Here is a 14,051-nt window from a genome sequence, read left to right as displayed (position 1 = left end):
TTTTTCGATACCGAGGGCTTCACTGATTGGCGCGGTCATGCGCCTGCCAGCATCAGGTCCAGATTCTGCACCGCCGCGCCCGCGGCGCCCTTCCCAAGATTGTCAAACACCGCGGCCAGCAAAACCTGCCCGGTCTCATCGTTCTCGAACACCGACAATCGCAAATCATCTGTGCCGTTCAGCGCTTGGGGATCGAGGAACGTCAACTCTTTAGCTTCCTGCGTCGACATCACGTGTACATGGCGCGCATCGGCGTAGTGCTGGGTCAGACACGCATGCAACTGCACCGCGCTCACGCCAGGCGCCAACAAGCGGGTTTGCACAGGTATGGTCAGCGCGATCCCCTGCCGAAAAGCGCCATAGGCCGGCACAAACATCGGCCGTTCCGTCAGCCCGCTTTGCTGCTGGATCTCCGGAATATGCTTGTGTGCCAGCTCCAGCCCATAGACCTGAAACGCCGGCGCCTGCGATGCGCCCTCCCCCTCATATTCTTCTACGCCGGCACGCCCTTTTCCGGAATAGCCCGACACGGCGTAAATATTCATCGGGTAGTCCGTGGGCAGTAGCCCAGCCTCCAGCAGTGGACGTAGCAGCCCTATCGCGCCCGTGGGATAGCACCCGGGGTTGCTGACCCGCCGCGCCGTGGCGATTCGTCCGGCCTGCTGCGAGTTCATCTGCGCGAAACCGTAGACCCAGTCTGGATGGGTACGGTGCGCGGAACTTGCATCGATCACGCGTACCGCCGGGTTTTTGATGCTCGCGACCGCATCGCGCGCAGCCGGGTCGGGCAAGCAAAGAATTGCGATGTCGCAATCGTTGATGATTTCAGCGCGGCGTTGCGGATCCTTGCGATATTCGGCGCTGAGGGTGATAAGCCGCAGATCGCTCCGGTCGCGCAGACGTTGATGGATTTGCAACCCGGTGGTGCCTTGGTCGCCATCGATGAATACAAGGGGACTTGCCATGGCCATGCTCTCGAACATTGAAAATCAGGAGTTCCAATGTTCAGCGAGGCGCTAAGATAGGAAAAGTTGAATTTATTAACGCTGGAATTCAGTTTTCCTGAACAAGGGCTCACTTATGCGGGAAATCAGCCTGGACCGGCTGCGTACGTTGGTGGCGATTGCCGACCTGGGATCGTTTGCCGAAGCCGCGCGCGTGCTGCACCTTGCGCCACCCACTGTCAGCCTGCATATCGCCGACCTGGAGTCGCGGGTGGGCGGCAAGCTCTTGTCGCGCACACGTGGGCGCGTTCAGCCTTCAGCGATAGGAAATACCCTGGTGGAGCGCGCGCGGCGCCTGTTGGCGGATGCGGAGCAGGCGCTCGAGGACGTGGAGCGTCAGGTACAGGGATTGGTCGGACGTGTACGGCTAGGCGCCTCCACCGGGGCCATCGCCCAGTTGCTGCCAAACGCTTTGGAAACGTTGAGCCAACGCCACCCCGCTATCGATGTGCAGGTCGCGGTGCTCACCTCCCAGGAAACCTTGAAGAAGCTTGCCGAGGGCTCCTTGGAGATCGGTCTGGTCGCGCTGCCGCAGTCGCCGATGAAGGGCCTGCGGATCGAGCCGTGGCGACGGGACCCGGTCATGGCCTTCTTGCCGGCTCGCTGGGAATGCCCGGATACCGTGACACCCGGTTGGCTGTCCGCTCAGCCGTTGATTTTGAATGACCCCGCCACTCGCCTTTCGCGCTTGACGTCGGAGTGGTTCGCCAGTGACGGCCGACAGCCGGTGCCGCGCATTCAACTGAACTACAACGATGCGATCAAAAGCCTGGTGGCGGCGGGATATGGTGCGACGTTGTTGCCCCATGAGGCCTCCACGCCATTGCCCGATACCCGGATCGTCATGCGGCCATTAAAGCCCTTGTTGTGGCGTCAACTGGGTATCGCCCACCGCAGTCTGGACATCGAGCGGTCTACGCAACATGTACTGGATGTGTTGTGGGAATTAAGTGCGCAGTAATGCCCTCGAATGCATCTGCGCACGGCGATCCGGCGCCGGATGAGGGCCAATCCCTGAGAGCGCTCAATTCGACCACAGCGCCACAGAACCCTCAAAGCAGCCTTTAAGTGGCAGAATCTCCTGATCGATCGTTTCGGAGACCCCCATGCTTCGCGTATTTGAACAAAGGCTCGACCCTTTCCCGCCCGACGAGGTCCCCCCGCCGCCCGAAGGCCTGGCCCGGTTTCTCTGGGCCTGCACACGGGGCGCCCGCGGTTACATCCTCGCGTTTGCGCTGCTCAGCGCCGGTGTGTCGATCTATGAAGCATGGCTGTTTTCCTTCCTCGGCCAGGTCGTGGACCTGCTTTCGACCTGGCAGGCCGGCGGTGAGGCGGCGGCGCAGGAAAGTCGCGTGCTGTGGGGCATGGGCCTCGTCATGCTGGCCAGCATCGGGCTGGTAGCGTTGCGTACCATGGTGCAGCACCAGGTATTGGCGATCAATCTGCCGTTGCGGCTGCGTTGGGACTTTCACCGCCTGATGCTGCGGCAAAGCCTGTCGTTTTTTTCCGACGAGTTCTCTGGCCGGGTCACCACCAAGGTGATGCAGACTGCGCTGGCCGTGCGTGACGTGCTGTTCACCCTGATCGAGATCGCCCCCGGAATCGGCGTGTATTTCATCGCGATCATCGCATTGGCCGGTGGCTTCGCCCTGAAACTGATGCTGCCTTTCGTGGCCTGGATCGTGCTGTTCGGGCTGGCCATGCTCTACTTCGTGCCCCGCCTGGGGAAAGTCGGACAGGAACAGGCCAATGCGCGCTCTTCGATGACCGGACGTATCTCGGACGCCTACACCAACATCACGACCGTGAAGCTGTTCTCCCACTCCAATCGTGAAGCGCACTTCGCCCGCGCGGCCATGGAGGACTTCAAACAGACCGGCTTTCGCCAGATGCGTCTGGTCAGCCAATTCGAGATCGTCAACCAGGCGTTGGTGGTGGGGTTGATCATGGCGGCAGGCGGTTATGCCCTCTGGCTGTGGCACCAGGGCGACGTCGGCGCCGGTGCCGTGGCGGCGATCACCGCCATGGCGTTGCGTATCAACGGCATGTCGCACTGGATCATGTGGCAAATGACCTCGCTGTTCGAGAGCATCGGCACCGTGCAGGATGGCATGGCCACCCTTACTCGCGGCCCCAAGGTGCAGGATGCGCCGGACGCGGGGGTGCTGGTGACCTCAGGCGGAGCGGTCACCTTCGACAATGTGAGCTTCAACTACAATGGCGAACGCCAGGTGCTCGATGGCTTGAGCCTGAACATTCGCCCGGGGGAGAAAATCGGCCTGGTGGGCCGCTCCGGCGCGGGCAAATCCACGCTCATCAACTTGCTGCTGCGCTTCTATGATGTCGACAGCGGGCAGATCCGCATCGACGGGCAAGACATTGCGCACGTGACGCAAGACAGCCTGCGCAGCGCCATCGGCATGGTCACCCAGGATACGTCCCTGCTGCACCGCTCCATTCGCGACAACATCGCCTATGGCCGACCCGATGCGAGCGACGCACAAATCCGCCGTGCCGCGGCCAATGCCCAGGCCGATGAGTTCATCAGCCAACTGAGCGACCGCCAGGGTCACACCGGCTACGACACCTTGGTCGGCGAGCGCGGCATCAAGCTGTCGGGCGGCCAGCGCCAGCGCATCGCGATTGCCCGAGTGATGCTCAAGAACGCCCCGATCCTGCTCCTTGACGAGGCGACCAGCGCGCTGGATTCGGAAGTCGAAGTGGCCATCCAGGAAAGCCTCGATGAAATGATGCAGGGTAAAACCGTCATCGCCATCGCCCATCGGCTGTCCACGATTGCGGCGATGGATCGACTGATCGTCATGGATGATGGACGCATCATCGAACAGGGCACCCACACCGAATTGCTCGCCAGGAACGGCATCTACGCGCGGCTGTGGCACCATCAGAGTGGCGGGTTCCTGGGTGAGGACCGGTGGGTGAGCGAGGCGATGGATCAGGTATGAGCATGGATGGCCCGGGGGACAACGCGACTTACCTTTTTTCTACCAATCGCAGCGACTGTGCCCCCTCCAGCGATAGGTGAATCACAGCAGCCCTGCTCGGGAAGTTCGGCGCATCGTCATCGGTATTTTCCATCACAGGAATGTCGATCAGCGTCTGCTCACCCGTCGGGTCGCTGACCAGCCTGGCATCCAGTTTGTCGATGGCACGCCAGCTGTCGCCCCCGATGCGCATCACGTCCAACAGGCTGTAGTGCGGCACGCCGTCCTCGTTCTCTTCGGGCGTAAAGGCCGCCAGGTATTGGCTGTAGTTGTTGCCCATACCGAAACCCTCGATGGTGAAGACCGCGAGGGTGACCTGGCTGTCCTCGCCAGTGTCCAGCGTCTGCACCAGCGTCGCTTCCGGGTAGCCGGTGGCATAGCTGTCCTTGATCAGCGCGACCAAGTGCCCGATCTGTGCCTCCAGGGCTTTCGGAACGGGTTTCGATTCAGCGGCGTGAGTCAGGGTGCAGGTGAAAAACAGGGCAGCGGTCAACAGGCGCAATTTCATGAAAGTGAATGTCCAGGGGCGTCGGGAGGTCTGCGCCCAATGGTAGCGGTTGCCAAGGGATTTGGTAGCCCAGTGTCGATAGGTTTTTGTGGTGGGGTGCACAACCCTGCTCGCCAAAGCGGTGGGTCAGTGCGCATTGGGGTTGGATGTACTGCCGCCATCGCGAGCAAGCTCGCTCCCACACTGGATTTGTGGTGCTGCACAGTATTGAAACCTATGCAGGCCCCTTGTGGGAGCGAGCTTGCTCGCGATAGCGCTGGGTCAGTTCGCAATCGATGCACTGGCAGCAGCCTGCGCAAATCCCCGCCGCAAGTCCTCGATCAACACCTCGACATCCTCCAACCCCACATGCAAGCGCACCACCGGGTTCAATGCCCGATCCTCGCCACGTTGCCGATTTTGGGTATCAGCAACGGTCACCAAGCTCTCGAATCCGCCCCAGGACGCGCCCAACCCAAACACCTGCAACGCGTCGATGAATCGCTCCAGGTAAGCGTCGTCGTGTTCGCGTAGTTCAAAGGACAGCAACCCATTGCTGCCCTTGAAATCCCGCTGCCACAAGCCGTGGCCAGGATGCTCGGGCAGCGCGGGATGGAAGACCCGCTTCACCTGCGGTTGCGCCTGCAGCCAATGGGCGATTTCCAGGGCCTGGCGCTCATGGGTGTCCAGGCGTGGCACGAGGGTGCGTGCGCCACGCAGGACCAGGTAGGCGTCGTCGGGGCTGACGGTGTTGCCGAAGCTGTCGCTCATGGCCGCCAGTGCCGGCCAAGCCTCCTGACGCGTGCACACGCTGCCCATGACCACGTCGCTGTGGCCGCTCAGGTATTTGGTCAGGGCCATGATCGAGATGTCGGCGCCTAATGCCAGTGGCCGGTACAACACGCCCGAACCCCAAGTATTGTCCACCGCCAGCAAGATGCCGCGCGGCTTGCAGAGTGCGGCGATGGCCGGCAAGTCGCAGAGCTCGTAGAGCAATGAACCGGGCACTTCGGTGTAGACCATTTTGGTATTGGCCTGCAACCGTCCGGGCAGGTCGCTGCCGTCGGGGGCGAAGTAGTCGACGGCTATGCCGAAGGCCTCGAGGAAGTCCCGGGCCACACGCCGTACCGGGGCATACACCGCATCGGTGATCAGCACATGATCGCCAGGCCGCAGGTAGGCCAGGAAGGTTTGCGCCACGGCAGCCAACCCGGTGCCAAACAGCCGCGTGCGGTAGCCACCCTCCAATTCAGTGACGAGGTCTTCCAGGGCGAAAGCCGTCGGATTGCCCCGGGCGCCATAACTCAGGACTCGCTCGCTGTCGCGCCGGGCACGGGCGTCACGCATCTGGGCCAGGTTGTCGAACAGCACCGTGCTCAGACGGCTGACCGGTACGTTGACGGGCCTGGCACCGCCACCCTTTGCGGTGCGCGCGCCATGGACCAGACGAGTCCGCAGCCGCTCAGCGACAGTGCCTTGAGGCTGTCCCTGCAATGGCTTGAGGCTGGCGACCTCCTCCTGACTCATTTGCGCCAGCAGACCGATTTCCCACGCCAGGTATTGGCGCGCCGCGTCCTTGTTGCCAGCGTGGCGGTCATGGGTGAAGAACAGGAAGTCGATGCACTGTGCATCCGGCAATGTATCGGCGCCTTCTTGCAGCGCCAGGCCCGCCGAGCGCCAGGCATCTGGACCGCCGTCCAGCAAGCGGACCTCCGCTCGAGGCAGCTCCAGTGCCGCCAGGGCGGCGAGTCGGGCGTCATCGGCCACCAGCACCAGCGGCCGCTGCTCGCCCGCCAGCGCACGGGCCAATAATGGTCGGATCGACCAACGCGCTCCGGCGATATGACCTTTGCGATACGCCCGGCTCGAACGCAGGTCGATCAAGGCCACTGCGTCATCCTTCAGGGCATCGGCCAAGGCCTGCACGCTGATCAGCGGCAGCTTTTCAGGCGCGACGCCGGCGCGTGCCGGTAATGCCAGGCCACTGCTCAACCCACCGGACAACACAAAGGCCTCGTGCCCCAGCTGCCGCAACCAACTGGCGATGATTGGTGCGCGCACACCGTCGTTGTCGAACAGCACCACCCGCGCCTGGCGCACGCCCACGTACAGATCGGTGGATTGAATCAACTGCCCGCCCGGCGTGTGTTGCGCACCCGACAACGTGCCAGCGGCAAACTCCTCGGCGGTACGCACGTCGCAGAGGAACAGACTGCGCCCGGCCTCCGCGGCCCACTGCTCGACCTGCGCAGCCCCGACGGCGGGCGCTCCGGCCCGTTCGGCCAGGCGTGCCGCCGCCAGGCGCTGCCCCGGCAACGTGCTGCTCGACACCTCATCGGCATAGCGACGCTCGCTGCCGTGTTCCAGTTGAAGATCTTCCAGGTGCCAGCCTTGCGTACCGTTTTCCAGGGCATAGATAGGGTTTTTCAAGCCCAGGTCGATCAACGTCTGGGCGCCGATGATACTGCGGGTCCGGCCGGCGCAATTGACCACGATGGGGGTCTGCTCGTCCGGCACCAGGTCGTGCACGCGGTAGCCTAGTTCGCCATTGGGGCAACAGATCGAACCGGGAATGGTCATCTTGCGATACTCCTCCAACGGTCGGCCGTCGAGTATCACCAGCGGCTCACCCCGGGCCTGCCACTGCGCCAGTTGACGGGCGCTGACGTGAGGCGTATGACGGACCGCCTCCACCTGCTCGCCAAAAGCCTTGGACGGCACGTGCACACCAGCGAACAGCTGATAGCCGGCGGCCTGCCAGCCATCGGCGCCGCCCTCCAGGATGTGCACATTGACATAGCCCAACGCTTGCAGGCGTTGCGCCGCACGCTCCGCCAGATCCCCGCCATCCTGATCATGGAGCACCAACCGCACCTGGAGGTTCGGCGCCAACCGCCACACTTCCAACTCCAAACGGCTATAGGGCAGGTTCACCCCGAAAAACAGATGGGCTTCGCCATATTGGCCGTGCTCACGCACATCAAACAGGGCGATTTCCTGCCCGTCGAACAACCACTGCTGCAGTTGCTGGGGAGTTAGGGTCTGGCTCATGGGAGTCCCGCTGGAAAAATGGAGTGACTGGAACGCAAGGTTGGCGTCAGTGGGCATAGGCCTTGATCGACGGGGCCATTTGCGAGGCGTTGTAATTGAGGATGCGCCCGTCGGCTTCGACGCCGTAACGACCGTTGAGTGACTCCAGCGGCAAGCCATAGAGATGGAAATGCAGGGTCGGTTGCTCGCCTGCGACCCGAATGCCATGCAGGTCCTCACCCAGGAACGCGATGGATGTACCGGGTTGCACGATCACCTCTTTTTCCAGGTGCAAGGTGGTGTATCCCGGTTCGCGACCTTCGTCATCGCGTCGATAGACGTAGTTGATTTCCTGGCCTTCAATGGCGCTGATGATGGCCCAGGTCTCGTGGTTGTGGGGGATGGTGCTTTTGCCCGGTAGCAGCGAGTTCAGGTACAGCGTCGGGGTGTCGCCGTCGTCATTGAGGCGATAGCGAAACGCGGTGCTGCCCTGCCCCGACTCCGGTGCCGGAAAGGCCTCGAAGTTGAACAGGTCGCGGCGCTCGGCCAGGGCTTCCAGCAGCACGACGATCTGTTCGAGCGCGGCTCGATCGACGCCACGCTGGTGAATGACGCGCACTTGTTTGAGGAAGTTCTCGATGATATCGGCACGGTCAGGGGTGGTCATGGCAGGCTCCTTTAGACGGACAGGCTGTAGCGACTCAGGTTGGTCAACAGGTAAGGATCATCGGCGATGGGCGGCCGTCGCCCCGGGTCACCCAAGGCATGGCGCAGAAACTCCCGGGTGCGCTCGCTGGTGGGGTGCTGGAAAATCCGCGCGGCGCTACCGTGCTCGACAATCACGCCGTTCTCGGTGAAATAGACGACATCGCTGATCTCCTCGGCGAAACGCATTTCGTGGGTCACCAGCACACAGGTCATGCCCTCTTCGGTCAGCTCGCGAATCACCGTCAACACTTCGCCGACAGTTTCCGGATCCAGGGCCGAGGTCACTTCATCGAACAGGATCAGCTCCGGCCGCATCGCCAGGGCGCGGGCAATCGCCACCCGTTGTTGCTGGCCGCCCGAGAGTTGTCCCGGATAGGCATCGGCCTTGTGCTCCATGCGCACCTTGGCGAGCAAGGCGCGGGCATCTTTTTCGGCGTCGGCCCGATTGCGGCCCAGGACCTTGCGCGGCGCAATCACCAGGTTCTCCAGCACCGACAGATGCGGGAACAGGTTGTACTGCTGGAACACGAACCCCACGCGCTTGCGCAACTCGATGCGCTGGGCTTCCTGGGCGAGGGTGTGGACCTCGGTGGCACCGACACGGATGCTGCCCCGCTGGGGTTGCAACAGGCCGGTGATGCAACGCAGGATTGTCGATTTGCCCGAGCCGGACGGGCCGATGATCGACACGGCTTCGCCACGGCGCACGTCCAGGTCAATGCCCTTGAGCACCGGGTTGCTGCCGAACGACAAGTGCAGGTCGCGCAGGCTGACCAGGGGTTCGGCGACGGTTTCAGTAGAAGGCATAACGTCGCTCCAGGTATTGGGTGAGGCGGGAAATCGGGTAGCAATAGGCAAAGAACAGCACCAGCAGGCTCAGGTAGATCACCACGGTGAAACCGGTCAGGTTCACGGTGTTGCTGGCGATCTGCGCGGTGTCGATCACGTCGTGCACGCCCACCAGGGAGGCCAATGCGGTGCCCATGGTGATCACCGCGTAGAGGTTCATCCACGGCGGCAACATGCGCTTGAAGCACTGCGGCAGGATGATCGAGCGGAAAATCTGCCCACGGGTGAACGCCAGGGAACGCGCCGCCTCCCATTGGGTACTGGGAATCGAGGCGATGGCGCCACGGAAGATTTCCGCGACATTGGCGCTGGCGGGCAAAGCCAGGCCGAGGGTGACCTTGACCCAGTCGGGGAACGCGACATAGCCGCTGCCGATACGAACCTCGAACGGGAACACATACGTAGTGAAGTAGATCAGCACCAGCCAGGGCGCGTTGCGGAAGACTTGCACCCAGATCCGCGCCGGCCAGCGCAGCAAGCGCAGCGGCGACAGGACCATGGCGCCGACCAGCAGCCCCGCCGCGGAGCCCAGCCCAATGGCCAGCAGGCTGATGAGAATGTTCTGGCCGAACCCCGCGGCCAGGGCCGGCGACCATTGCAACAAGGCCTTGAACACCGGACTGTGCGGGGCGACATACACCAGCCAGGACAACGTCGCCAGCCCCAGCAGCACTTTGCCGAAATGTCGCCGCGGCCTGGCCAGTGGCGCGATGACGGACGAATCAATGGCCATAGCCGGGCATCCTCAGGCGCGCTTCGAGGTAGCGCCCCACGCAGTTGACGGTGAAACTCAGCAGGCCGAAAAAACCCAGGATCAGGATCATCAGTTCCAGCACGTTATCGCTCTGGGTCCAGATCATGATGGCCGCATAGGTGATGTCGCCCACGGCGATGGCCGAGGCCACGGCGGTCATTTTCACCAGGTCGATCAGGTTGTTGATCAGCGACGGCAAGGCAAAACGCAGGGCCAGGGGCAGTTGCACGTTCCATAACAACTGGCGGCTGTTGAAGGCCAGCGAACTGGCCGCCTCCAGGGTCACCGTGGGCACGGCCTCGATGCCGGCCCTGAGCGCCTCGGCATGGAACGCGCCCTTGTGCAGCGAGATCACGATCACCACCCAGGCGAAGGGGGTCAGCGGGTTGGCCGCACCGACGGCCTCGGTCAGCAGCATGTTCAACACCAGGAAGGCGCAATACAGCTGCACCAGGGTCGGCGTGTTGCGCGTGACTTCGACAAACACCCGCGCAGGCCTTGCAAGCCAGGCCTTGCCCGACGTCAGCAGCGCCGCCAGGCCGACGCCCGCCAGCAGGCTGCCGACGATGGTCAGCAGGCACAGCAACACCGTGGTCAGCGCGCCCTGCTCCAGCGTGCCGCGCTGATAGGCATCGAGCAGAAAGTTGTAGTTGAGGCCGAGGCCCGCGCTCCAATGGACGAATTGCTCCAGCCAATGGGTCATGGTTCGCCCCTCAATTGGCCGCAGGCGTAGGCAATACGGCGGCCCGCTTCGGCGACGGTTTCGGTCGCCGTGGCGATGGACAGGCGAAACCACGGCGACAAACCATAGGCACTGCCCGCAACGCCAGCCACGCCCTCGTCCAGCAGGTACGCAATGACATCGGCATCGTGCTCCAGCCGCCGGCCGTCCGGGCGATAGCGCCCCAACAGCCCGGCGCAGCACACAAAGACGAAAAAACCACCGTGAGGCTCGAGGACTTCAAGGCCCTCGACATTGCGCAAGGTGCTCACCAGCACATCACGGCGCTGACGATAGGCCGCGACCTGTTCCGGCAAGAAATCCAGCCCGCCCTCGAACGCCGCCAAGGCCGCCGCCTGGCCGACCGAGGACGCCCCGGAGGTGGATTGCGATTGCACCACGGTCATGGCATCGGTCAGCGCTTGCGGCCCGGCACCGAAACCGATGCGCCAACCGGTCATGGCATAGGTTTTCGACACTCCGCCCACCAGCAGGCAGCGCGATTGCAAATCCGGCGCGATGTTGAGCAGGTTCTGGGGCGGGCGCCCGTCGAAACGAATATGTTCGTAGAGTTCATCCAGCAGAATCAGCACGTGGGCATGCCGGCGCAGCACCTGGGCCAAGCCTTGCAGTTCTGCCTCGCTGTACACCGCGCCACTGGGGTTGCCGGGGCTGTTGAGGATCAGCCAGCGCGTGCGCTCGCCGATGTGTTGCTCCAGTTGTCGAGGCGTGAGCTTGCAGCCTTGGTCCAGCCCACATTCGATGAACACCGGCTCACCACCGTTGAAGCGCACGCTGTCCGGAAAGGACGGCCAGTATGGCGTCGGTACCAGCACTTCGTCGCCGTCATCGAGGGTCGCGGCGAAGGCATTGAAGATGATCTGTTTCGCACCGTTGGCAATCACAATGGATGCCAGCGGATAGTCCAGCTGGTTTTCCGTGTGCAGCTTGCGTTGCACCGCCACTCGCAAGGCCTTCACCCCCGGCGTCGGCGTGTACTTGGTGGCACCGGCGGCAATGGCGGCATAGGCGGCCTGCTTGATGTGCGCCGGCGTATCGAAATCCGGCTCACCGGTGGTCAGGTCGAGAATGTCGCGACCGGCTTCACGCAGGGCCGTGGCCCGGGACTTGGCGGCGGCATTGGCGGACAGCGAGACACGCTGCACGCGCTTGGACAGATAAAGCGTCATGGCTGAATTTGCTCCAGGACCTTGCCCGGATTGAGCAGATTGCGCGGATCCAGCGCCTGCTTGATCCGGTGCATCAGGTCCAGTTCCACGGTACTTTTGTAGCGCCCCAGCTCGTTCACCTTGCGCTGGCCGATCCCGTGTTCGGCACTGATCGAACCGCCATGGGCGTGGGCGCTGTCGTGGACCAGTCGGCTGAGGGCGGCGTAATGGGCCATGTGCGCGTCGACCGTGGAGTCCAGCGGATGGGCGACGTTGTAATGCAGGTTGCCGTCCCCCAAGTGACCGAAGGTGTAATGCCGCACGCCGGGAAACCGCTCCTGCAACAGCGCGTCGGTATGGGCAACGAACGCCACGACCTGGGAAATCGGCACCGAGATATCATGCTTCATGTTGCGACCGGCACGCTTTTGCGCATCGCTCATGTTTTCCCGCAATTGCCAGAATGCCTGGCTCTGGACGAGGTTTTCGGCGATCAGCGCATCGGCCAGCAGGTGCTGCTCGAAGGCTTCGCCCAGTACCTGCTCGAAGACTTCCCGTGCATGGCTTTCACTGCGGTTATCGGACAGTTCCAACAGCGCGAACCAAGGCTGGCGAGCACTGGCGAAGGGACGCGGGCCGTCGGGAAACTGCTCGCGCAATAGCGCAAGGCACTCGGCACTGAGCAACTCGAAGGCCGTCAGGCTGGCACCAAAGCCGGCGCGGGCATGGGACAACAAGGCCACGGCCTGCTCCAGGGAGTCGAACGCCAGAAACGCGGTGGCCTGGGCCTTGGGCAGCGGAAACAGCTTCAGGGTCGCGGCGGTGATAATGCCAAGCGTGCCTTCGCTGCCGATAAACAGGTCCCGCAAATCGTAGCCGGTATTGTCCTTGCGCAAGCCGCGCAGGCCATCCCAGATTTCCCCCTGGGCGGTCACGACTTCCAGGCCCAGGGTCAATTCACGGGTATTGCCGTAGCGCAGCACCGCAGTGCCGCCGGCATTAGTGCCCAGGTTGCCGCCGAGGGTGCAACTGCCTTCGGCACCGAGGCTCAAAGGGAACAGGCGACCGGCTTGGCGGGCAACGTCCTGGACGGTTTGCAGGATGCAGCCCGCCTCGACGGTCAGGGTGTCGTTGTCGGTGTCCACGACGCGTACCCGATTCATTCGGTCGAGCAACAGCAACACGGCACGGCCGCTGGCATCCGGGGTGGCGCCGCCCATCAGCCCGGTGTTGCCGCCCTGCACCACCACCGGTGTGTCCGTCGCGGCGCAAGCCCGGACCACCGCCGCGACCTCTTCGGTACTGGCCGGGTGTACCGCGGCAATCACCTGGCCGACGTAACGGCCCTGCTTGTCGGTCAGGTACGGCGCGGCGTCTTCGCTGCCCTGCACATGCTTGGTGCCGACCAGTGCCTGTAACGTCAGAAACAACGACTGGCTCATGGTTGCGCGGCCAGGGGGGCCGCCTGGCTGTACTTGGCATGCAGATCGCGCAGGGCCTGGGACGGTGCCATGCCGGTGCGCTCGCCCAGTTCGATCAGCCAGCCGCTGCGGTGCCAGTCGCGCACGATGGCATCGAGTTTGGCCTGGGTGTCGTGCTCGCCCTTGCGCAGCCAGATCACCGAATTCGATGGGATCAGATCCCCCGGCAGCGGGATTTCATAACCGGCCCATTCGGCTTCGCTCAACAACGCATGCAGGGTCGGGCTCACATGGACCGCTGCCACGCAGCCATTGCCGCGCAACGACAGCAGCGACTCGGACTGGCTGCGAAAAGCCTTGATCTGTGCGCCGTAGGTTTCTTGCAGGGGCTTGATGAAGTTGCTGCCTTGGGACACGCATACCGGCTTGCCTTTGAGATCGGCCCACTGGCTGATGCCGGAACCCTTGCGAATCAGCGCCGCCCCACCGACCTCCTCATAGGGCGTCGGCACGTAGTCGAGAATCTCGCCACGCTCTTGGGTGAACTGCATGTTGGCGATCAGGATGTCGACTTTGCCCTGTTGCAGGAATTGCACACGGTTTGGCGCCAGCACCGACACGGTCTGGGTCTCCACGCCCAGCGCCTTGCCGATGCCCTGGGCCAACTCGACGTTATAGCCCAGGTGCTCGCCAGTCTTGGGGTCGATGGTGCCGAACGGCGCGCCACTGAGCATCACCCCGACGCTGATGGCATGCCGTTGCTCGATCCGGTCCAGCGTGGCATCGGCGTGGGCCAGGCTGGCCGCGCAGCCGACGGACCACGCCAGGCACAGGCTGACCAGGGTTCGTGGGGCGAAAAATGAAATCATGGACAATGACCTTGAACGTCGGTGGGTTGAAGAG

At 63.2% G+C, this 14,051-nt stretch carries 12 protein-coding genes; 2 read left to right on the top strand and 10 right to left on the bottom strand.

What is annotated here, in order from left to right:
- Nucleotides 1-35: 35 nt before the first annotated feature.
- Nucleotides 36-965 (bottom strand): N-acetyl-gamma-glutamyl-phosphate reductase, encoded by a 930-nt coding sequence (argC, locus tag BM321_RS04560; protein WP_092441711.1) that lies wholly within the window; start codon nucleotides 963-965, stop codon nucleotides 36-38.
- A 115-nt stretch (nucleotides 966-1,080) separates the two neighbouring features.
- Here argC and BM321_RS04555 point away from each other — a divergent pair, with 115 nt between their 5' ends.
- Entirely contained in the window at nucleotides 1,081-1,965 is an 885-nt protein-coding gene (locus BM321_RS04555; protein ID WP_092441675.1) for a LysR family transcriptional regulator, read from the top strand.
- Between the two features lie 145 nt (nucleotides 1,966-2,110).
- Nucleotides 2,111-3,970, top strand: coding sequence for an ABC transporter ATP-binding protein (locus BM321_RS04550; RefSeq protein WP_092327693.1), 1,860 nt, complete (start codon nucleotides 2,111-2,113; stop codon nucleotides 3,968-3,970).
- Nucleotides 3,971-3,998: 28 nt separating this feature from the next.
- Here BM321_RS04550 and BM321_RS04545 read toward each other — a convergent pair whose 3' ends face one another.
- The 9 genes from BM321_RS04545 to BM321_RS04505 form a co-directional block, all read right to left on the bottom strand.
- On the bottom strand, nucleotides 3,999-4,517 hold the full coding sequence (locus BM321_RS04545; protein WP_092441674.1) for a hypothetical protein: 519 nt from the start codon (nucleotides 4,515-4,517) through the stop codon (nucleotides 3,999-4,001).
- A 261-nt stretch (nucleotides 4,518-4,778) separates the two neighbouring features.
- Nucleotides 4,779-7,547 (bottom strand): cystathionine beta-lyase, encoded by a 2,769-nt coding sequence (metC, locus tag BM321_RS04540; protein WP_092441673.1) that lies wholly within the window; start codon nucleotides 7,545-7,547, stop codon nucleotides 4,779-4,781.
- 46 nt (nucleotides 7,548-7,593) lie between these two features.
- Nucleotides 7,594-8,193: a cysteine dioxygenase family protein gene (locus tag BM321_RS04535; protein WP_092441672.1), complete on the bottom strand. Its 600-nt coding sequence runs from the start codon at nucleotides 8,191-8,193 to the stop codon at nucleotides 7,594-7,596.
- A gap of 11 nt (nucleotides 8,194-8,204) precedes the next feature.
- The gene (locus BM321_RS04530; protein ID WP_060741888.1) at nucleotides 8,205-9,041 is read right to left on the bottom strand and encodes an amino acid ABC transporter ATP-binding protein; all 837 of its coding nucleotides are present in this window, start codon (nucleotides 9,039-9,041) and stop codon (nucleotides 8,205-8,207) included.
- Nucleotides 9,028-9,816: an amino acid ABC transporter permease gene (locus BM321_RS04525; RefSeq protein ID WP_092441671.1), complete on the bottom strand. Its 789-nt coding sequence runs from the start codon at nucleotides 9,814-9,816 to the stop codon at nucleotides 9,028-9,030. Before BM321_RS04525 ends, BM321_RS04530 begins: the two co-directional genes overlap by 14 nt.
- Entirely contained in the window at nucleotides 9,806-10,540 is a 735-nt protein-coding gene (locus BM321_RS04520) for an amino acid ABC transporter permease (RefSeq protein WP_060741886.1), read from the bottom strand. Before BM321_RS04520 ends, BM321_RS04525 begins: the two co-directional genes overlap by 11 nt.
- Nucleotides 10,537-11,748 carry an aminotransferase class I/II-fold pyridoxal phosphate-dependent enzyme gene (locus tag BM321_RS04515; RefSeq protein ID WP_092441670.1) on the bottom strand — a complete coding sequence of 404 codons (1,212 nt, stop codon included), beginning with the start codon at nucleotides 11,746-11,748 and terminating at the stop codon, nucleotides 10,537-10,539. Before BM321_RS04515 ends, BM321_RS04520 begins: the two co-directional genes overlap by 4 nt.
- Entirely contained in the window at nucleotides 11,745-13,169 is a 1,425-nt protein-coding gene (locus BM321_RS04510; protein ID WP_092441669.1) for an FAD-binding oxidoreductase, read from the bottom strand. Before BM321_RS04510 ends, BM321_RS04515 begins: the two co-directional genes overlap by 4 nt.
- Entirely contained in the window at nucleotides 13,166-14,017 is an 852-nt protein-coding gene (locus BM321_RS04505) for a transporter substrate-binding domain-containing protein (RefSeq protein WP_092441668.1), read from the bottom strand. The genes BM321_RS04510 and BM321_RS04505 overlap by 4 nt, the downstream gene beginning before the upstream one ends.
- Nucleotides 14,018-14,051: the final 34 nt, after the last annotated feature.

The organism is Pseudomonas sp. NFIX10 (genome assembly GCF_900111955.1).
In the GTDB taxonomy this organism is placed as follows: Bacteria; Pseudomonadota; Gammaproteobacteria; order Pseudomonadales; family Pseudomonadaceae; genus Aquipseudomonas; species Aquipseudomonas fluorescens_AA.
Note: the sequence above shows the minus strand (reverse complement) of the source record. Positions and strands in the feature narration are given on the sequence as shown.

Excerpts from the sequence above, each read along its gene's own strand:
- BM321_RS04550 (WP_092327693.1), top strand. The coding sequence starts at position 2,111 with ATGCTTCGCGTATTTGAACAAAGGCTCGACCCTTTCCCGCCCGACGAG.
- BM321_RS04520 (WP_060741886.1), bottom strand. The coding sequence starts at position 10,540 with ATGACCCATTGGCTGGAGCAATTCGTCCATTGGAGCGCGGGCCTCGGC.
- BM321_RS04555 (WP_092441675.1), top strand. The coding sequence starts at position 1,081 with ATGCGGGAAATCAGCCTGGACCGGCTGCGTACGTTGGTGGCGATTGCC.
- metC (WP_092441673.1), bottom strand. The coding sequence starts at position 7,547 with ATGAGCCAGACCCTAACTCCCCAGCAACTGCAGCAGTGGTTGTTCGAC.
- BM321_RS04545 (WP_092441674.1), bottom strand. The coding sequence starts at position 4,517 with ATGAAATTGCGCCTGTTGACCGCTGCCCTGTTTTTCACCTGCACCCTG.
- BM321_RS04515 (WP_092441670.1), bottom strand. The coding sequence starts at position 11,748 with ATGACGCTTTATCTGTCCAAGCGCGTGCAGCGTGTCTCGCTGTCCGCC.
- BM321_RS04525 (WP_092441671.1), bottom strand. The coding sequence starts at position 9,816 with ATGGCCATTGATTCGTCCGTCATCGCGCCACTGGCCAGGCCGCGGCGA.
- BM321_RS04505 (WP_092441668.1), bottom strand. The coding sequence starts at position 14,017 with ATGATTTCATTTTTCGCCCCACGAACCCTGGTCAGCCTGTGCCTGGCG.
- BM321_RS04510 (WP_092441669.1), bottom strand. The coding sequence starts at position 13,169 with ATGAGCCAGTCGTTGTTTCTGACGTTACAGGCACTGGTCGGCACCAAG.
- BM321_RS04535 (WP_092441672.1), bottom strand. The coding sequence starts at position 8,193 with ATGACCACCCCTGACCGTGCCGATATCATCGAGAACTTCCTCAAACAA.
- argC (WP_092441711.1), bottom strand. The coding sequence starts at position 965 with ATGGCAAGTCCCCTTGTATTCATCGATGGCGACCAAGGCACCACCGGG.
- BM321_RS04530 (WP_060741888.1), bottom strand. The coding sequence starts at position 9,041 with ATGCCTTCTACTGAAACCGTCGCCGAACCCCTGGTCAGCCTGCGCGAC.